Here is a 19,594-nt window from a genome sequence, read left to right on the forward strand (position 1 = left end):
GCAATGGATTGGAGGCTGATGATGGGTTACATGTCGAATCGAATCAGGGCGGGCCGCGCGCGTCGGCGCGTGGCACGGTGCGGACTCGCGATGCTGGTGGCAGGCCTCGCGAGCGCGGCTCACGCGCAAAGCTCCGTGACCTTGTACGGGGTGATCGATACGGGTGTCGAATACGTGACGAATGTCGGGCCCAAAAAGTCCAGCGTGGTGCGCGTGCCGACGCTGACGGCTTCGCTGCCCTCGCTGTGGGGCCTTCGCGGCAAGGAGGATTTGGGCGGGGGGCTCAGCGCCGTCTTCGTGCTGGAATCGGGATTCGCGCCTTCGCAGGGCTCGCTGAATCAGGGCGGGCGTCTGTTTGGCCGGCAGGCCTATGCCGGTCTTTCTGGACCGTGGGGGACGGTGACGCTCGGCCGGCAATATTCGCAGATCTTCTGGACGGTGTTGACGGGCGACACGCTGGCGCCGAACATCTACGCCGCGGCCGACCTGGACCCTTACCTGACCCAGCCGCGCGTCGACAATGCGATCACCTACAACTTCACGTCATCGGGATTGACCGTGGCCGCGACGTATTCGTTCGGGCGTGACGCCGTGGACAGCGCGGCGGCGGGTGGTTGCGCTGGGGAGTCGCCCACCGACTGGCGGGCGTGCAAGTCGATGTCCGCCATGGTGAAGTACGACGCGGGGAAATGGGGCGTCGCGGCGGCCTTCGATCGCAACTATGGTGGCGGTGGCGCGGGCTCGCCGTTGCCCCTTAGCTCGCAGACCGATACGCGTGCCGTTATCGACGGTTTTGCGAAGTTTGGTAACGCGACTATTGGCGCGGGTTTCCTTCATCGGATTAATCATGGAGAGCAGACGCCTACCATTTTCGATGCGACCAGTAACTACTGGTGGATTGGCGGAAACTATCTCGTGCGACCCGATTTTTCGCTCGATGCGCAGTTTGGGCAGATTACCGTGAGCAATAAGGACGCAGGGGGCTCCGTCATTGCGGCGCGGGCTATGTACTTCTTCTCCAAGAGTACCTCGGTGTATGTCACGGCCGGGCATGTGTTTAACCAGCGTAACGGTGCGTTTACGATTGATGGCGGCACAGTGCCGCCTGCTTCCACGCCGTTGCCGGGTGTTGGGCAGACCGGTGCTATGGTGGGGATGCGGCACCTGTTTTGAATGCGGTGTGGGCGCATTGGACCATGCTGGTGGGTCCTGTGTTGGCCTTAACTTGTATTCGCGGCGGGCCGCAAGCGTTGCCCCTGTGCGGGGCGGCACCTACTTTTCTTTGCCGCGGCAAAGAAAAGTAGGCAAAAGAAAGCCGCTCACACCGCCAGTGTGACGCAGTTCACCACTGCCCTGTATATCGGAGCGGCTCCGGGGCGTCTGTCATCACTTGCTACTCGCCGGAGTGACTAAGGACTCATTCATCCGGCGGCGCTGCGCGCGCCGTGAGGCATGTCCAAAACCAGTGGGATGCACACGCGTTCGTCGCTCTAAAATATATTCGCTCGGCGCCTTGCCCACGCATTCGCCAGCCAGCCAGCACGCCCGTGCGTTAACCGATTAGCATCCCAACGCATTCACTGATTGGCACTCCAGTGCATTCAACGGTTAGCTCTGCAGCGCATTTACCGGTCAGCACCGCCACGTAATTACCTGGTGGCATCCCTAACGCAATCGGCAGCCCGCCCGGTTTTCTTGCAGACCCTTCCGCCCGCGCGTAGCGCGCGGCGGGAAGGATGAGCCCTTTGTCACTAACGTGAAGTGTGCGAGGTGACGGATGCCCCGGAGCCGCTCCGATAAGAAGGGCAGTGGTGGACTGCGTCACACTAGCGGTGTGAGCCGCTTTCTTTTGCCTACTTTTCTTTGCGGCTGCAAAGAAAAGTAGGTGCCGCCCCGCACAGGGGCAACGCCTGCGGCCCGCCGCGAAAACAGGTTAAGGCCACCGGCCGTATTACCCACAACAAATGAACCTTGCCCCATTGCCATTAAAATTTTACGAGTGTATAGTTAAGCGGAAATCCACCGAGCATCAAGCGCCGATCGCAGCGGCCATAGCGGGCGTCTTGCTGCCGATCACCCGGCGCACGTCTCGCGCCCCCAGCAACCGCATAGTCTGATGAAAAGGTTCGACATGGCACCCCAGAACGGCGATTCGAGAAATCTCGCCACCGTAAAGGAATATTTCGTTCGCCTGGACGCAGGACAGGCAGACATGCTCGATCTGTTCGCGGACGATTTCCAGTTCTATTTTCCAAAATTCGGTGTGGGCAAAGGCAAGGCCGAGCTTGCGGAGCTCGCGGGCGGGCTAGGGGCCACAGTCAACTCGGTCTCACACGACCACAACGCAATGAACTTCTTCGAGGGCCCCAACTTTGTCGTGGCCGAGGGCCTCACCAGGGGCGTGCACAGCGATGGCACCGCGTGGCAGGGTGGCGAGACGCCCGGCGGCCGCTTCTGCAATGTCTTTGAATTCGGCAACGACGGACTCATCCAGCGTCTGCACATCTATCTCGACCCGGATTACGCAGGGCACGACGCTGACCGGTTCCTCTGGGGAAAGAACCGCTCCTGGTAATAACAGGGGCACCAAGCTCGCGCTCGAAGGCGCGAACGCGCTTCGCTCAAAGCCGGCAGCGCGCCCGTCACGCCACCGAATGCCGTGCCGGCACCGGCCAGTCCCGCAATGCGGACGCAATCTTCCGTCGCGTCTTGCGACTTCATTGTTCCGCTATCGAATTCCTTTATCCCTGTCTTTTTCCGGTGCGCCTCGGCTTGAGGTCCACCGGATCTTGCCTTTTCCGGGCCTGGCAAGGGGTTTCGGCGCTTCTACCCGGCCGGTGACCCGCCAGAACAGGCCAGAATCGGCACTTTTTCCCGATCGAATCTCGCTAACCCCTACTTCCAACGCAAGGGCCGCCCACATAACCTCCGTGCAACGATCCGCACACGGAGTACGACTGACATGGCGAAGATTATCGGAGGCATCGCGGCCTCGCATACGCCCACCATTGGATTTGCGCTCGACAAGAACAAGCAGGACGACCCGGTCTGGGCGCCGATCTTCGAAAACTTTGCCCCCGTAGCGTCCTGGCTGGCCGAAAAGGGGCCCGACGTCTTGCTGCTCATTTACAACGATCACGTCACCTCGTTTTTCTTCGACCACTATTCGGCATTCACGCTGGGCGTCGGCGAGGAGTGGAAGGTCGCCGACGAGGGCGGCGGCGCGCGCGATCTGCCGCCGATCAAGGGACATCCGGCGCTGGCCGCGCATATCGGCCACTCGCTGATGACCGATGAATTCGACATGGCCTTCTTCCAGAACCGGCCGCTCGATCACGGCTGCTTTTCTCCGCTCTCGATGCTCTGCCCGCACGAGCCTGAATGGCCGGTCAAGCTGATTCCGCTTCAGATGGGGGTGCTGCAGATGCCCATTCCCAGCGCGCGGCGGTTTTATAAGCTGGGCCAGGCGCTGCGGCGCGCGATTGAAAGCTATCCGGAAGATCTGCGCGTGGCGATCGTCGCGACAGGCGGTCTGTCCCACCAGGTCCACGGCGAGCGCGCGGGCTTCAACAATCCCGAATGGGACCAGCGTTTCCTCGATCTTTTCGAGCGCGACCCCGAGCAACTGGCCGATATCACCCTTGCCGAATACGCCGAGCGCGGCGGCTTCGAGGGCGCCGAGGTCGTCATGTGGCTCGCCATGCGCGGCGCGCTGCCGGCCGGTGTCGTTTGCAAGCATCGCAGCTACTACCTGCCATCCATGACCGGCATAGCGACGGCCATCTACGAGGGCCTGGAGGACGACGCAGCGCCCGCCAACCTCGAGCGGCACCGCAATCGCATGGCGAGTCAATTGGCCGGCATCGAAAAGTTGCAGGGCACCTGGCCTTTCACGCTGGAGGTCGCGGTGAGGGCGTTCCGGATCAACGACTACCTGCATCGCATGATCGAGCCGGCCCATCGCAAGCAATTCCTCAGCGACCCGGAGGCGAGCTTCGAAGCCGCACGTCTCACCGAAGTAGAGCGCGACATGATCCGCCGGCGCGACTGGCGCGGTTTGCTCCATTACGGGGTCATCTTCTTCATGCTCGAGAAGCTCGGTGCGGTGACGGGCGTGTCGAACCTCCACATTTACGCCGCGATGCGCGGGGAAACGCTGGAAGTGTTCCAGCGCACCCGCAACGCCCCTGGCGCCCTGTATTCCGTGGCAGGCAACGCCGCCGGAAATCTGAGCTGGGATCAGGCAACCGCGCGGGACAAGCACCAAGAAAGCGCTCAAAAGCGTTGAAAGGCGCAAGGACGCCTAGGCCCCCCGAGCGTCCGCGCTACGTGCTCGCGAGTGACCGGATCGGATCGCAAAGACAGCCCGGGCGGTCAGCCGGTGCGTCGCCATAGACCAAGGAGACAGGTGATGACAAGCGGAAAAACAATCGATATCAAGTCCTTCATTGATGAGAGGCCGATCTCGGCCTACCAGTGGTTGCTGGTGGCACTGTGTTGCCTCGTGGTCGTCGCCGATGGCATGGACGTGGCCATCATGGGCTTTGTCGCCCCTTCGATCATTCATGATTGGGCCATTTCGCGGCCCGCGTTCGGCCTCGTGATGAGCGCCGCCCCCATCGGCCTCGTGATCGGCGCATTGGCGGCGGGCCCGAGTGCCGACCGGTTCGGACGGAAGCCGGTTCTGATCCTGTCCGTTTTCTTCTTCGGCATCCTCACCATTGCGACCGCCCATGCCGCCTCGCCGGTGCAAATGGCCGTGCTGCGTCTGTTGACGGGTATCGGTCTTGGCGCGGCGATGCCCAATACCACGACGCTGCTGGCCGAGTACGCCCCCCAGCGCAAACGCGCCCTGATGATCACCCTCATGTTCACGGGCTTCAACCTTGGCTCGGCGCTGATCGGCTTCGTGGCCGGCTGGCTCATTCCGGTCCACGGTTGGCGGGCGGTGCTGGTGTTCGGCGGCGCCTTGCCGCTCGTATTGATCCCGCTACAGGTGTGGCTGCTGCCCGAATCAGCACGCTTGCTGGCGGTGCGCGGCGCGCAACCGGCCCGCATTGGTCAGGTGCTCGGCCGCGTGTGTGGCATGCGATTTTCGGGCAATGAGGTGTTCGTCTCGAACGAACCGCCGTTGCCGACGCGCAAGCCGATCGGCGTGCTCTTTTCGCAGGGCTACGGCTTCATGACCGTCATGCTCTGGGTGACCTATTTCATGGGCCTGCTCGTCATCTATCTGCTGACCGGTTGGCTCCCCACGCTGATCAAGGACGCAGGCCTCTCCGTCACCACGGCTGCGAACGTGACGGCGATGTTCCAGATCGGCGGAACGATCGGCGCCATTGCGGTGGGCTGGCTCATGGACAAGGTGCGGCCGGCGCCCGTCATCGGCGCCGCTTACCTGGGGGGCGCCGTGTGCGTGCTCGGCCTCGCGTGGATCGGGGCATTGTCCTCGTCGCTCGCGTTACTGGTCTTCGCCGCGGGCTTTTGCATGAGCGGCGCGCAGACGGGCCTGAACGCCTACGCACCGGGGCGCTATCCAACGGTTGCGCGCGCAACGGGTGTGAGCTGGATGCTGGGGATGGGGCGCTTCGGCAGCATTTTTGGATCAGCGGTCGGCGGCGCGCTGCTCGGGATCGGCTGGGAGTTCGGCGCCATTCTCGCGATGCTCGCCGTGCCGGCGACCCTCGCCGCGATCGCCATCGTGTTGACACAGCGCGCGCGTGCCGTCGAGCCGACCGTGCAGGCGAATACCGCCCATTGAAAACGCGTGCAATGAATTCGGTTTTTGGGAGCAAAGATGATCATTGATGTTCATGGCCATTACACCACGGCGCCGAAGGCGCTGGAAACGTGGCGCAATCGCCAGATTGCCGGCATGGCGAATCCGTCGGAGATGCCCGCAGCGTCCGAGCTGCGGATCAGCGACGACGAGCTGCGCGAATCGATCGAATCCAATCAGCTCAGGCTGATGCGCGAGCGCGGCATCGATCTCACGGTGTTCAGCCCGCGCGCGAGCTTCATGGCGCATCACATCGGCGACTTCGAGGTGTCGAGCACCTGGGCGGCAATCTGCAACGAGTTGTGCTTCCGCGTGAGCCAGCTGTTCCCCGATCATTTCGTTCCGGCCGCGATGTTGCCGCAGAGTCCTGGCGTCGATATCGCCACGTGCATCCCCGAGCTCGTCAAGTGCGTGGAGCAGTACGGCAACGTGGCGATCAATCTCAATCCCGATCCCTCGGGCGGCCACTGGAGCGGGCCACCCTTGTCGGACCGCAGCTGGTACCCGATCTACGAGAAGATGGTCGAGTACGACATCCCGGCCATGATCCATGTGAGCACGAGCTGCAATGCCTGCTTCCATACGACGGGCGCGCACTACCTGAACGCGGATACGACCGCGTTCATGCAGTGCCTCACGTCCGATTTGTTTCGCGATTTCCCGACACTGCGCTTCGTCATTCCGCATGGCGGCGGCGCGGTGCCGTACCACTGGGGCCGGTTTCGCGGACTCGCGCAGGAGCTCAAGCGGCCACCGCTCAAAGACCATCTGCTCAACAATATTTTCTTCGATACGTGTGTCTACCATCAGCCGGGCATCGACCTGCTAACGCGCGTGATTCCCGTGGACAACATCCTGTTCGCCAGCGAAATGATAGGCGCGGTGCGCGGCATCGATCCCGAGACGGGCCACTATTTCGACGACACGAAGCGCTATATCGAAGATGCAGCGCTCGACGCGGGCGAGCGGTACAAGATTTACGAGGGCAATGCGCGACGGGTGTTTCCGCGTCTCGATGCCATGCTAGAAAGCAAGGAGCACTGATCATGTATGAGCTGGGAGTCGTCTACCGCAACATCCGGCGCGCGGATAAGGAGGTGGCCGGGAGGCTCGGCGCATTCGGCGCGGCCACGGTGCACGAAGCCATGGGACGCACGGGTTTGCTCAAGCCGTATATGCGCCCGATCTATCATCACGCACAGGCTTGCGGAACGGCCGTCACCGTGCTGCTGCAGCCGGGTGACAACTGGATGATGCATGTCGCCGCGGAACAGATTCATCCGGGCGATATCGTGGTCGCGGCGGTCACGGCCGATTGCACCGACGGCTACTTCGGCGACCTGCTCGCCACGAGCTTCCAGGCGCGCGGCGCGCGGGCCCTCATCATCGACGCGGGCGTGCGCGACGTCCGCGTGCTGGAAGACATGAGGTTTCCGGTCTGGAGCAAGGCGATATCGGCCAAAGGCACGATCAAGGCGACACTCGGCTCCGTCAACATCCCGGTCGTCTGCGCGGGCGCGCTCGTCAATCCCGGCGACGTGATCGTCGCGGATGACGATGGCGTGGCCGTCGTTCCCGCGGCTCGCGCCGCCGAGGTGCTGGAAAAGGCGCAAGCGCGCGAAGCCAATGAGACGGCCAAGCGTGCGAAACTGGCCTCCGGCGTGCTGGGCCTCGACATGTACGACATGCGCGAGCCCTTGAAGCAGGCTGGACTGCGGTACATCGATTGAAGCAGGGCGGGCAATGGACGTGCAACACATTGAGGGTGACGCGATCACCGGCATCTCGTCGATGGCGACGCGCCACGTGCTGACCGCGCTCGCCGGCGCGTACGAGCGGCAGTCGGGGCAGCGGGTGCGCATTGAGTCCACCGGCGGCGTCGATGCGGCGCGGCGCGTCCTTGCGGGCGAGCCGTTCGATTTCGTCGTGCTGGCGTCGCAAGCGCTTGAGGGGCTTGCTGCCGCCGGCCGCATCGATCCCGGCAGCCAGATCGGCATCGCCCGTTCGCGGATGGCGATCGCGGTGAAGGCCGGCGAGCCGCTTCCCGAAACCGGAACCGAGACGGCGCTGCGCGAGGCCTTGCTGTCCGCGCGTAGCATCGGCTATTCGACGGGGCCGAGCGGGTCGCATCTGCTACGGTTGTTCGAGCGGTGGGGCGTTGCCGAACGCGTCGCGCCGCGTATCGTGCAGGCGCCGCCCGGGGTTCCGGTTGGGACGCTCGTGGCGCGCGGGGAGGTCGCGCTGGGTGTTCAGCAGCTAAGCGAATTGATCGATTTGCCGGGTATCGATGTCACCGATGCTCTCCCGCCCGAAATCGAGGCCACGACGCTTTTTTCGGCTGCACTGTGCGCGCCGTGCCGGCGGCATGAGGCCACCAGGGCGTTGCTCGCGTTTCTCGCCTCGCCGGAAGCCGGCCCAGCAAAACTTCTCCACGGCATGGAACCGGCTTGAGCCGTATGAGCCGCATGAGGCGCTCGCCTCGCGCGACCGAAGCCGCACACGCGCCCACAAACTTCGGCACCCCTAACGACGAATGACGCGTGTCGTCCGGGCGACCTCGCCCACCACGACCCGAATGGCGTCGATCAACGCGCGTGCCGCGGGCGATGGCGTCCCGCCGGCGCGCAGCGTCAAGCCGATGTCGCGGCTCGTGTCGCGTGTCGGCGCATCGAGCACCACGAGCTGGCCGGACTGGCATTCGTAGTGCAACTGCTGGGCCGACAGCACCGCGAGCATGTCCGTGCGCAGCAGCAAGCCGCGTATCACCGCGAGATCGGCGGATTCGACGGACGGCATCGGTGGCTTGACTTTCACGCGCTTGAACATCGCTTCGAACAGGCCGCGCGTTGGCGACTGACGACGCGAGAGGATCCATTGCGCCGCCGCTAGCTGCCGGATCGACAAGTTGCGCTCGCGGGCCAGCGGATGGTCGTGACGGGCCAGCACGACGAGATCCTCCGTCATCAATTTCTCGTTCTCGAGGCCGCTCGCCGCATCGTTTGCGCGCAGCGCACCAAGGATGAAGTCGACATCCCCCGCCCGCAGGCCGCCCACCAGCATTTCGTATGCGCTTTCGTCCGTTACCACCCGTACGCCCGGATACTGCCCGACCACGCGCGCGATGGCCTCGGGCAAGATCAGCGTGCGCCCGAGCGGCAGCGCACCCACTGTCACGATGCCCTGAATGCTGCCTTTCAAGGCCGCGACGTCGTCCGAAATGTGGCGCAACTCGTTCAGCGCGCGGCGCACATGGAGCAGAAAGGTCTCGCCGTCGCTCGTCAGCAGGAGTCCGCGCGGGTTTCGCGTAAAGAGCGGCATGCCGGCGCCGCTTTCGAGAATGCGAATGGCACTGCTCACGGCAGGCTGCGTGATTCCGAATGCTCGCGCCGCGCCGGGCATGTGCTTGTGCCGCGCGAGCGCGACCAGCAATTGAAGCCGGCGCGTGTTGAGCAGGTACGGCGGCAAGTTGCCTGGCACGAGCGCCTGCCTTGGCGACTGCCGGGCCCGGCTCCATCGCGCCAGTTCCTCGAGTTCTCCGAAAACACGCTCCGCGCGCTTGAGCACCGTGCGACAGACGGGCGTCGGCAACATGCCTGAGGGCTTGCGGTCGAACAGCCGCTCTCCGAGTGCGGACTCGGTCTCCTGAACCGCTCGCGTGACGGCGGATTGCGCGCGATACAGCGCAACGGCGGCCCGGCTCACGCTGCCCATTTCAGCAATGAGGCGCACCGCGTAGAGATGGGCGAGGTTCAGCAGGTCGCTATCGTTCATAAATCCGGGTTGCCACGCTCATCGCGCCGGTCTTGGCTGGCAGGAAGTATAGCCGCAAGCGCACTGGACAGGCACGCTCGCGCACCGACTTGCGAGTTCGTTCTCGCGCCATCGTTTTTCTTTATCGGAGGTCCTGCACAAGGGGGCGCCGCACAAACGCGCGAGGGAACCGCGGGAAGCTTCCGGACCCTTGCTGCACGGGGCTTTCAGCGCGCCATGCCCGGCACGGCAGGGACCAGGCGGCGCATTCCAAAGACGCGATCGCTTGCCCGTTCACGTTTACCCTCGCTGTCGATGGACACCACCCACTTCGTATCGTTGCGTCCATGCGGGGCGCGCTCTGCTAGCGGAAGGCAGCACGTACTGCGGCAGCGCACAAGCCACGTCATCCAGAAACGGGGCCATCGAGCCAACATGATAAGGAGAGCGAACGTGAGTGGACATTACAGCATGAGCAACGGCGATGTAGGTGGTGAGCGCAACAGCGTCGTGCCGGACCAGCCCGGCGTGAGGCTGACCCTTCGCGCAGGTCTGGCCGGCGGACTGACCGGGGCCGCGCTGATCTGGGTCTACGAGGCGCTGGTCTGGGTGGGCGTGCAGCACCTGATGCCGCTTGCCGGGATTCCCCGCAACGCGACAGGCCTCGTATTCGGCAAGGCCGTGCAGGACGAGCTCGGCATCTGGGCGCATTTGCTCGGCACGGCGATTCACTTCGTTTTCGCGCTTTCGTGGGGTGTCCTGTTCGCCGCGATCTGGCCATACTTTCGCCGCCGCGGTTACGAAGCAACTTTTATTGCGCTGTTCTACGCGATGTTCGCGTGGATCGTGATGCACACCCTCATCATGATCGCTTCCGCCAATCACCCGAATTACTTCGACCCGAACGTGGTCATTGGCGGGTTCATGTCGCATTTTGTCTTTACCGTGCCGCTCGCGCTGGTCGTCAAGCGCATGCTCGCACCGCATCAGGGCGCTCAAAGCTGACAACACGAATTTCGGTGCGGTTCATGGAGAGACCTGGAGACAAAATGCATAACAAGACCACGGCGGTAGTATTCGGCACGTTGATTGCAAGCTTCTGCGCAACGCAGGCTTATGCGCAATCATCGATTACGTTGTACGGCATTCTCGACGAGTTCGTCGGCTACCAATCGGCGAAAAGCGGCGGCAAGAACACGTCTTTGACCACCCTGGGCAACAACGGCGAGCTCACGAGCCGCTGGGGGATACGCGGCTCGGAGGATCTCGGCGGCGGATACCGCACCACCTTCGATCTGGAGAACGGTTTCGATCCCGGAACCGGCAAGCAGCAGAACGCGTATCGATTCTTTGACCGGCAAGCATGGGTTGGCGTGGCTGCGCCTTATGGCGAAATCAGGTTTGGCCGCCAGAATACGCCGATGTTCGCGTGGAGCGGCAACATGGACGCGTTCGGCGCGGCGACGTACGGCTCCGGCTTCAACGATTTCGCCAACTGGCTCGCGCGTGTCGATAACGACATCAGCTATCTTTCGCCGAAGCTGGGGACGACCCAGGTCGAACTCCACTATTCGGTCGGCGGGCAGCCGGGAACGCTCGCGGGCAATGCGGTTTATCAGGCCGGTGTGCAGACGACGCTCGGGCCGGTCTATGTCGCGGTGGCCTACCTGAATGCGGCGAACAGCACGACAAGCAATCGCGTTCAGGAAATCATGGCCGGCGGCAACTACGACTATGGCTGGGGCAAGATCTACTTCGGCTATTTCAGGGCGAACGACGTGATCTCTGCCACAACCGGCAATGCCTTGAGCAATCCCGCCGGCAAATACGACCCGTCCGTGGGGCCGGTAGGCAACACGCCCGGCAACTGGCACAGCACCTATTCCATTTCGGCCGACTACCGCTTCAACCCGTTCCTTTCCGTGGGCGCTGGCTATGCCTATATCAAGGACAGTTCGTCGTTGGGCAACGACGCCAGCCAGATGAGCGCAATCGTCAACTACGACCTGTCGAAACGCACGCGCCTGTATGGCGTGGTCTCGCGCCTGAACAACTACAAGGGCGCCCAGTTCAAGATGGCGGGGGCCAGCATCACGACGGGCTCATTTCTCACGCCGGACGCGGGACAGAACGAAACGGGCGTGCAAATAGGCATTCGGCATCTGTTTTGAGCCGTGTTTCAATCCGGCACGACGATGGCGAACAGCATTACTCAGCCAGCGCCGCGAGCAACTGGTTCTTGACGATTGCCGTGGCGCGGGGCTGGCGGCCAAACTCGTACCACACGACCGGCCGGCGCCAGGTCGTGCCGGGAATGGACCTGGCGATCAGCCGTGGATCGTTGGTCCATGCAGCGTGCCGCAGGCGCGGCACGATCGAGAGTCCCACGTTCTGCCGCACCAGATCGGCAATGGCGGCGATCGAATTCATTTCCAGCACCGGGGTGACTTCGACGTGCAGCCGGCGCAACAGGCTCGTGACATGCCTGCCGGTGAGCGAGGCCGCTTCGAAGCCGATAAACGGAAAGCGCTTGAGCAGCGAGGTCACCGAGGCCTCGTCGGGGGCCATGGCGGGATTGGCCAGCAGCACGAGCGGCTCCTCGTAAAGACGCTCCCACGATTCGGGCAGCGTCGTCGTGCGAGGCTCGCTGATGATGACCGCGGCGTCGATCTCGCCGGAGCGCACCTGACGCTCGAGCTCGGGGCTGCTGCCATGCGTGAGGCGCACGTTCAAGGCGGGATACGGCACCTTCAGCTTGATGACGTTGGCGGCGAGAAAACCCATCGACGATACGGTTGCACCAATCGTGACGGTGCCCTCGACGCCGTGCGTATCGGCAACGCCGCGAAGCAGCGAGTCATAGGCCGCCACCACCGTGCGCGCCTGCTCGAGGATCGAGCGCCCGGCATCGTTGAGCTGGATGCTGCGGCCGCTGCGGTCGAATAGCTGGCGCTGGCATACGCGCTCCAGCGTGCGCATCTGTGCCCCGACCGCCGCGTGGGTCAGCGCCATGCGATCGGCGGCGGCGGCCATCGTGCCGTGCTGCTCGATCGCCAGAAAGGTCCGCAGCATCCGGATTTCGCTCATGTTCTGTCTCCTCGGCTATTCGTCTGAACCTCCCGCTCGCGGCGCTGGCGCGCGGTGTTTCCGTGCCCGCATGATCGCACGAAACGAAAAAAAATCTTTCCTTTCAATAAAGAAAATAACGCTTTTTATTTTGTTTTCATCGACTGAAAATCACTGCGTCACAAGCACATCCGTTTCAGCTTGGGAGTCGCACGATGCCGCAGATTCAGCCGTTTCCTTTTGTTTCCGTTTCCGGCAATGCTTACGAGCGCGGGGTGCAATATGGCCGCGCGGTAGGCGACCGTGTTCGCCTGAGTGCGTCGCGCTATGGCCAGACGCTACGCAACGCCGGCTATAGCGAGGCTTCGCAAAAAGCGCTGATCCGGGCGCTCGAACAGGCGATCGGCGAGTTCCAGCCGGCGTATCTCGAGGAAATGCGTGGCATCGCGGCGGGGGCGGAGGTGCCGTTCGACGACATCGTCATGATCAATGCCCGTACCGAAGTGCTGGCGAAGGCGCGCGCCGAAAAGACCCTGCCCGCCGACGCGGAAGACGAGGACGGTTGCACCGGCGTGCTGGTGCTGCCGTCGCGTTCGTCGACGGGGCAGTTGATCCACGCGCAGAACTGGGACTGGAAAGCCGATTGCGTGGACACCGGCATCGTCCTGCGCGTGCGCAACGACGAGGGGCCCGACTATCTGACCTTCGTCGAGGCGGGCGGCCTCGCGCGCAGCGGCCTGAACGCGGCGGGCGTGTCGATCACCGCGAATTACCTCGAATCCGACCGCGACTTCACGCAACTCGGCGTGCCGCTCTCGCTGCTGCGCCGCCGCGTGCTCGAGGAGCCGGTGTTCGCCAATGCGCTGCGCGTGATCGCCACGACGCCGAAGTCGTGCTCGAACAACCTCATGCTGGGCATGGCCGAGGGCTTTGGCATCGATTTCGAATGCGCACCGGACGAGGCGTTTCCGATCTGGCCCGGCGACGATCAGTTGATCGTGCACGCGAACCATTGGGTCAATCCGGTGGCGCGCACGAAGCTGCGCGACACCGGCTGCGAGAGCTCGCCCGACAGCTACTACCGCGACTGGCGCGTGCGCCAGTTGCTCAACGCGGCGCCGAAGCTGGACCGCAACGCGGTGAAGGCCGCGCTATTCGACGCGTTCGGCACGCCGTATTCGGTGTGCCGGCCGCCGCGTCCGGGCACGCGTCACACGATGTCGGCAACGGTTGCGATGATCGTCATGCAGCCAGCCAGCGGCGAGATGGACGTCGCGCCGATGCCGGCGCTGAACCGCGTCTTCACGCGCTACAGCCTGCAGCACGATCCGGTTGCCGAGGCGGTTTGAGCCTCGCTGCACGCCATAACAAAAGCCATGATGGAGGAGACACCGATGTCCGAGGTTGCCGAAAAGCCGCCCGCAACGGGCCATGCGAAAGCCGAAGCGCTTTATGATCTGGGCGCGACGACCGTGTATGCGAGCCGCTACGATGCGCGCTTTCCCTACACGCTCTACGTGCCGCCGGAAGTGACCGTGCCCAGCAACGACGTCGAGCTGGTCGTCGTGATGCACGGCACCGGCCGGCAATTCATTCAGTACCGCGATGCATTCGCCGGGTTCGGCCGCTGGCATCGCTGCATCGTGCTGTGCCCGCTCTTTCCGGTGGGCGTGCGCGGCGACGGCGATCGCAACGGCTTCAAGCGGCTCGCCGAAGGCGATATCCGTTATGACAAGGTCCTGCTCGAGATGGTGCGCGAAGTTGGCGAGCGCTATGGCAAGCGCTTCGACACCTTCGCGCTGTTCGGCTACTCGGGTGGCGGCCAGTTCGTCAACCGCTTCGCCTATGCGCACCCGGAGCGCCTGTGGGCTGCCTCCATCGGCGCGCCGGGCAACGTGACCCTGCTCGACGAGTCGAAAGCGTGGTGGCTGGGCGTGGGGGGCTTCGAGCGCCATTTCGGCAAGCCCTTCGATCTCCCCGCATTGCGCCGCGTACCGGTGCAGATGGTGGTGGGCCGGGCGGATCTCGAAACCTGGGAGATCACGGTGCGCGAGGACAGCCCGATGTACCTGCCGGGCATCAACGACGCCGGCAGAACTCGCCCGGAGCGGCTGAGGGCGCTCAAGGCCTCGTTCGAAGCGGCCGGTATTGGCGTACGATTTGACGAGCTCGACAATATCGCCCACAACGGCCTGCAGGTGGTCGAGGTGGTCCAGGACTTCTTCGCAGACAGCCTGCGCACGCTGCGCACGGGAGACTGAGCCCATGGACACCACGAACGAAGCCCGCAGGATCCGCAAAGTCATCATCACGACCGTGGCAGGCGGCACGTTCGAATGGTTCGACTTCGCGGTGTACGCCTATTTCTCGGGCTTGATTGCGCGCACGTTCTTTGCCGGCGTGAATCGCGGCGAGTCCTTGCTGCTGACCTTTGCGACGTTCGCGGTCGGGTTTCTCGTGCGGCCGATCGGCGGCGTCGTAATGGGCATGTACGCGGACCGGGCAGGGCGCGTGAAGGCGCTGTCCTGGATCATGGTGGCGATGTCGGTGGCCTCGCTGCTGCTCGCGTTGACGCCGGGCTACGCCACGCTGGGGCTGGCGGCGCCCATCCTCGTGGTCATCGGCCGCCTCGTGCAGGGCTTTGCGGTGGGCGCGCAGTTTGCGCTCTCGTCGGTCACGATCTACGAAGTGGCGCCGCCCGGCAAGAAGATGTACTACGGCAGCTTCAACATGGTGTCGCTCGGCGTGGCGGCCATGATGTCCTCGGGCTGCAGCTACCTGCTGACGAGCCATCTCTCGCATGCGGCGCTGGCCGCCTGGGGATGGCGCGTGCCGTTTCTGATCGGCGCGCTGGTCGGACCGATCGGCTTTTATATCCGGCATCAAATTGGCGAGTCGGACGATTATCAGCGCATGCAGGCGCGTCCGGCCGCGCAGGCGCCGGCGCTCGCGCGTGCGCGCCAGTTCTTGCGCGAGAACGGCGACGCGCTCGTGTGCGCAATGGGCGTCATGATTGCCGGGACATCGCTCAATTACGTATGGAACGCGTATCTGCCGAACTACGCGCAGTACCAGCTGCACCTTTCGCTGGGCTCGACACTGCGCGGCGTGTTCGTCACGAGTCTCGTGACTGCGGTGCTCTCGCCCGTTTTCGGCAAGCTTGCGGACCGCATTGGCGCGTATCGCTTGTTCTGCTTCTTCATCGTGGGATGGATGACGTGCGTCTTTCCACTGTTCTGGTACCTGCTCGGCGAGCCGACCGAGCACAGGCTGATCTTCGTGCAGATGGTCGGGATGTTGTTCCTGACGCTGCAAGGCGCTGCTCACCCAGGGATGCTCGTGAAGATCTTCACCGTGCAAGGGCGCTCGACCGGTGTTGCAATCGCCTATAACACGGCGGTGATGCTGTTCGGCGGGCTGGCGCCTTTCTATATCTCGGTCGTGGCCCGGTTCACGGACGCCCGGTTCATTCCGCCAGGCTATCTGTTTGGCACGAGTCTGCTCGCCATCACGCTGGTCTTGCTGACGCGCACGGGGCGGCGGGTTTTGCGCGACGACCGCGCGGAGCGCGGCCATGCGGCGTTCGCGAATGACGCCCCCGATTCGAGCAGCGCTGTGTCTGCTCGTGAACAAACGCATCTACGTATGTAGCGGCGAGCGCCGCGGCGACGCTGCGCCAGGCGCGCACAGGACACGCGCGCTTGGCCCTGCCAAAAGCGGCGCAATAGCGCTAGCGATTCAACAGGGAAACGAGGGTTTCCATCGCGAGGCGCGCCGCTTCCACCGGCAGTGCGGTGTGGGGTCGCTTGACGGGCGTGATCATCGAAAGCGTCACCTCGATCTCGGGCGCGACGATCCGTTGCCAGTGCAAGGTGGGATGGTTGCTGGCCCGTATCGAGTTGATCGGCATGACGGTGTAGCCTATGCCGCGCTCGACCAGCTCGATGATGGAGCGCACCGCGTCGATCTCGAGTTCCATGTTCAACATGATGCCAAGACGCGCTGCCTCGAACTGGAGCAGCGGCTTGATCGCATGCGAAGCGTGGGGCATGATCAACGGGATTCGGGCGAGCTCGCTCAACGCGACTTCTTCGGCCGAAGGACCGATCGGATGCAAGCCGATCAGATAGAGCCCCTGCGTTGCAATGGGTTCGATGACGAGGCTAGGCGACGTGGCAGGGTTTAGAACGATGGCAAAATCCAGTTGCCCGAGCAGCATCTGCTCGTGGAGCGGAAGCGAATAGCCTTCGACCAGACTGAGCGAGGCCTTCGGAAAACGCTCGACGAAGCGTTCGACGAATGTCGGGATCAAGGTTCGGCCGACACTTGGCGTGAGGCCCGCCACCACGCGCCCTTCGTAGACCGCTGTGCCGTCCTTCAACGCAATCAGCGCCGAGTCGGCGGCGTGAAGCACACCGCGTGCATGTTCGAGAAACCGGCGGCCCGCCGGCGTCAAGATGACGCCGCGCCCGTTGCGCGAGAAAAGCGACGTCTTGAGCTCGACCTCGAGCGCGCGAACCTGCCTGCTCAAAGTGGGCTGGGCGATCGACAAGACATCGGATGCCTTGCCGACGCTGCCCAATTCAGCGATGCGGACGAAATAGCGAAGCTGCTTGATGTCCATGGTTGGAAAAGACCGCTCTAGTAGGGCCCCATGCCTGTCGTCGTGACCATTCTAGCGTGATCCACGCGGGCCCTACGCGGATTTCTCGCTTTCGGCGCCGGGCCGGGACGCAAGCCTTGCCGGGCCCGATTCATCGGCAGATTCGTTGGGAATTTGAGCGGTAGTCCTGACTACAAAGAGAATCACGCATGCGCCGAGTGCGAGCAGGAGCGCCATGAAGTACAGGCCGAAATCGAAGCTCCCGGTATACGTTTTGACCCAGCCCACGACAAACGGGCTCAGGAAACCACCCGTCTGGCCAATCGAATTGATCAACGCGATGCCGCCGGGAGCCGAAGAGCGCGGCAGCAGGGTCATGGGCACCGAGAACAGAATCGGCATGGCGCCAAAGACCGAGATCGTAGCCACGCTCAATGAAGCGAGCGCGAGCGGAAAACTGGACCAGACGAACGGCAGCGATCCGAGCGCGGCGGCGCCCGCCAATGCGCAGCCCGCGGCATGCCAGCGGCGCTCCAGTGTGCGATCCGAATGAAGGGACAGCACTAGCATCCCGATTGCGCCGAGACCATAGGGAATGGTGGACCACAGGCCGATTTGCGAAGCCGTGTGCAGCCCCGCATGGCGCAGCATCAGCGGCAGCCAGAACGAAATCACATAGGTTCCGCAAATGACGGTGAACCAGGCGAGCGCGATCGCGTAGACGTTGAAATCGCGCAGCGCGCCGGCAAAGCCAGCGTGTTTCCCGTGACTTTCTTGCGACGCCCCTTCCAGGACGGACTGCCGTTCATCGTCCGAAAGCCATCGTGCCTCATGCGGGCCGTTCGGCAACCACAGCAGGCAGGCCAGGCCAAGCAGCACGGACGGCACGCCTTCGAGCAGGAAAAGCCATTGCCAGCCGCGCAGGCCGTGCAATCCCGCCATCGAATCGACGATCAAGCCGGAGAGCGGCGAGCCCACCAGGCCGGCAAGCACGCCGCCGCTCAGGAACAGCGCCGTGACCCTCGCGAGCCTGGCCTTGGGATACCAGAGCGTCAGGTAGAACACCACGCCGGGCGTGAATCCCGCTTCGAACATTCCGAGCAGGACACGCAGCGTGTAGAACATCGCGGGCGTGCGCACGAACATCATGCAGCTCGAGGTGATGCCCCAGCAAATCATGATGCGGGCCAGGGTCAGGCGGGCGCCAATTTTCTGCAAGAGCAGATTGCTCGGCACTTCAAAGGCCAGATAGCTCGCAAAGAAAATCCCCGCGCCCAGTCCGTAGACGGCGTCGGTGAATCCGAGGTCTGCCTTCATGTGCAGCGCGGCGAATCCGATGTTGATGCGATCGAGGTAGGCGAAGATATAGCCCAGCAGCACCAGTGGAAAAATTCGCCAGCCAATGCGCGAATAGAGCTGCGTTTCATCGCGTGATGGCGCCTGCGCGACGGCCGGCGCAGCACTGTCTGCCATAGGTGTCTCCAGAAGGATGGCAAAGGGGAGCGGATCGGACCATATCTTTGACTTCAAGTCCGTATCCTGTTGCAGGTGTGTGTACCCGGCGGCCTCAAACGCTCAAGGTATCCTGCGTGCGGCAATAGCTGCGGCCTGCAATCCGGCCCAACGGGCGCAGCGCGTCGTGATTGACCCGGTGCCCTTCGCGTACTCCTTCCGCGCAGTGAACCAGCACGACTTCGCCGACGAGCATTGTCGTGGGCGAGCCCTCCGTGCCGAATTCGTGGTGCTCATGAAGGCGGCATTCGAATTGAAGCGGCGATTCCTTGATTCTTTTCGGCAGCACCGTAACGGAAGGCAGCGTGCTGAATCCGACCTCTTCGACCTCGCTGACCGTCGACGGATATTCGACCGCGCATTGCTGCACCTGCTCCGCCATGTTTTCCGACACCACGTTGATGACGAACTGGCCGCTACGCAAGATGTTGCGCACGGTGTCCTTGTACCCGGTGGTGCGAGTCTGGGCGACGATGCCGAGCAACGGCGGGGTCACGCACAGAATCACGAACTGGCTGAACGGCGCGGCGTTGAGGACGCCTTCGTCGTTCTGGGACGTCACCAGCGCGATGGGGCGCGGAACGACGGAGCCCGTGAGGAATTTATAACGATTTTCCTCGGTGAAACCCAGAAGGTCCACCGTTTCGTATGAAGTATGGTCCATATGCCGAAGTGAGCAGTGTTGGTTGATCCGCTTCCAGCTTGAGCGGGTGAGTCCATGCTAGGGAAGGCGGCCCGCACCAACAAGAACGGAATGTTTCTTTCTGATATGCCGTTTCTTGCTGCTTTCTGTTCTCGCGCGAGCGACGCGCGCCTTTCTATGCCGCGCATGCATAACAGAAAGAAGGTTTCCGTTCTTGTTCCGTTGCCTGCGTGGGCATAAC

17 protein-coding genes are annotated in these 19,594 nt (G+C 63.3%); 12 read left to right on the forward strand and 5 right to left on the reverse strand.

All coding sequences use genetic code 11. The features are described 5' to 3' along the window. Positions 1–30 precede the first annotated feature (30 nt). The 7 genes from E1956_RS34545 to E1956_RS34575 all read left to right on the forward strand — a co-directional run bounded on the left by E1956_RS34545 (position 31) and on the right by E1956_RS34575 (position 8,230). Positions 31–1,173: a porin gene (locus E1956_RS34545; RefSeq protein ID WP_232072002.1), complete on the forward strand. Its 1,143-nt coding sequence runs from the start codon at positions 31–33 to the stop codon at positions 1,171–1,173. 958 nt (positions 1,174–2,131) lie between these two features. Continuing rightward, the gene (locus E1956_RS34550; protein WP_167760205.1) at positions 2,132–2,575 is read left to right on the forward strand and encodes a nuclear transport factor 2 family protein; all 444 of its coding nucleotides are present in this window, start codon (positions 2,132–2,134) and stop codon (positions 2,573–2,575) included. A 387-nt stretch (positions 2,576–2,962) separates the two neighbouring features. Further along, positions 2,963–4,288, forward strand: coding sequence for a gallate dioxygenase (locus E1956_RS34555; RefSeq protein WP_134757636.1), 1,326 nt, complete (start codon positions 2,963–2,965; stop codon positions 4,286–4,288). Between the two features lie 123 nt (positions 4,289–4,411). Further along, on the forward strand, positions 4,412–5,761 hold the full coding sequence (locus E1956_RS34560; protein ID WP_134757638.1) for an MFS transporter: 1,350 nt from the start codon (positions 4,412–4,414) through the stop codon (positions 5,759–5,761). A 36-nt stretch (positions 5,762–5,797) separates the two neighbouring features. Further along, positions 5,798–6,823 (forward strand): amidohydrolase family protein, encoded by a 1,026-nt coding sequence (locus tag E1956_RS34565; RefSeq protein WP_134757640.1) that lies wholly within the window; start codon positions 5,798–5,800, stop codon positions 6,821–6,823. 2 nt (positions 6,824–6,825) lie between these two features. After that, on the forward strand, positions 6,826–7,509 hold the full coding sequence (gene ligK / locus E1956_RS34570; protein WP_134757642.1) for a 4-carboxy-4-hydroxy-2-oxoadipate aldolase/oxaloacetate decarboxylase: 684 nt from the start codon (positions 6,826–6,828) through the stop codon (positions 7,507–7,509). Between the two features lie 13 nt (positions 7,510–7,522). After that, complete coding sequence (locus E1956_RS34575; protein WP_134757645.1) at positions 7,523–8,230, forward strand: substrate-binding domain-containing protein; 708 nt, start codon at positions 7,523–7,525, stop codon at positions 8,228–8,230. 72 nt (positions 8,231–8,302) lie between these two features. On the opposite strand, the gene E1956_RS34580 is transcribed toward E1956_RS34575, so the two are convergent. Next, entirely contained in the window at positions 8,303–9,550 is a 1,248-nt protein-coding gene (locus E1956_RS34580; protein WP_134757647.1) for a LysR family transcriptional regulator, read from the reverse strand. Between the two features lie 432 nt (positions 9,551–9,982). Between E1956_RS34580 and E1956_RS34585 the strand changes: the two genes are divergently transcribed. After that, positions 9,983–10,534: a hypothetical protein gene (locus E1956_RS34585; RefSeq protein ID WP_197732945.1), complete on the forward strand. Its 552-nt coding sequence runs from the start codon at positions 9,983–9,985 to the stop codon at positions 10,532–10,534. Positions 10,535–10,578: 44 nt separating this feature from the next. Beyond that, complete coding sequence (locus E1956_RS34590; protein ID WP_167760206.1) at positions 10,579–11,700, forward strand: porin; 1,122 nt, start codon at positions 10,579–10,581, stop codon at positions 11,698–11,700. Between the two features lie 37 nt (positions 11,701–11,737). On the opposite strand, the gene E1956_RS34595 is transcribed toward E1956_RS34590, so the two are convergent. Further along, the gene (locus E1956_RS34595; protein WP_232072004.1) at positions 11,738–12,616 is read right to left on the reverse strand and encodes a LysR family transcriptional regulator; all 879 of its coding nucleotides are present in this window, start codon (positions 12,614–12,616) and stop codon (positions 11,738–11,740) included. A 194-nt stretch (positions 12,617–12,810) separates the two neighbouring features. Between E1956_RS34595 and E1956_RS34600 the strand changes: the two genes are divergently transcribed. The 3 genes from E1956_RS34600 to E1956_RS34610 are packed head-to-tail and all read left to right on the forward strand — an operon-like array spanning position 12,811 to position 16,246. Continuing rightward, complete coding sequence (locus E1956_RS34600; protein WP_134757651.1) at positions 12,811–13,944, forward strand: C45 family autoproteolytic acyltransferase/hydolase; 1,134 nt, start codon at positions 12,811–12,813, stop codon at positions 13,942–13,944. Positions 13,945–13,989: 45 nt separating this feature from the next. Continuing rightward, positions 13,990–14,856 (forward strand): alpha/beta hydrolase, encoded by an 867-nt coding sequence (locus tag E1956_RS34605; RefSeq protein WP_232072006.1) that lies wholly within the window; start codon positions 13,990–13,992, stop codon positions 14,854–14,856. A 4-nt stretch (positions 14,857–14,860) separates the two neighbouring features. Next, positions 14,861–16,246: an MFS transporter gene (locus E1956_RS34610; protein ID WP_134757653.1), complete on the forward strand. Its 1,386-nt coding sequence runs from the start codon at positions 14,861–14,863 to the stop codon at positions 16,244–16,246. A 79-nt stretch (positions 16,247–16,325) separates the two neighbouring features. On the opposite strand, the gene E1956_RS34615 is transcribed toward E1956_RS34610, so the two are convergent. The 3 genes from E1956_RS34615 to E1956_RS34625 form a co-directional block, all read right to left on the reverse strand. Then, a complete protein-coding gene (locus E1956_RS34615) occupies positions 16,326–17,219 on the reverse strand; it encodes a LysR family transcriptional regulator (RefSeq protein WP_134757655.1) in 894 nt (297 codons plus the stop codon). 72 nt (positions 17,220–17,291) lie between these two features. Continuing rightward, positions 17,292–18,671, reverse strand: coding sequence for an MFS transporter (locus E1956_RS34620; protein WP_134757657.1), 1,380 nt, complete (start codon positions 18,669–18,671; stop codon positions 17,292–17,294). A 94-nt stretch (positions 18,672–18,765) separates the two neighbouring features. Then, the gene (locus E1956_RS34625; protein WP_134757659.1) at positions 18,766–19,374 is read right to left on the reverse strand and encodes a flavin reductase family protein; all 609 of its coding nucleotides are present in this window, start codon (positions 19,372–19,374) and stop codon (positions 18,766–18,768) included. Positions 19,375–19,594 lie beyond the last annotated feature (220 nt).

It is taken from the genome of Paraburkholderia pallida (assembly GCF_004524855.1).
Taxonomy (GTDB): Bacteria; Pseudomonadota; Gammaproteobacteria; order Burkholderiales; family Burkholderiaceae; genus Paraburkholderia; species Paraburkholderia oxyphila.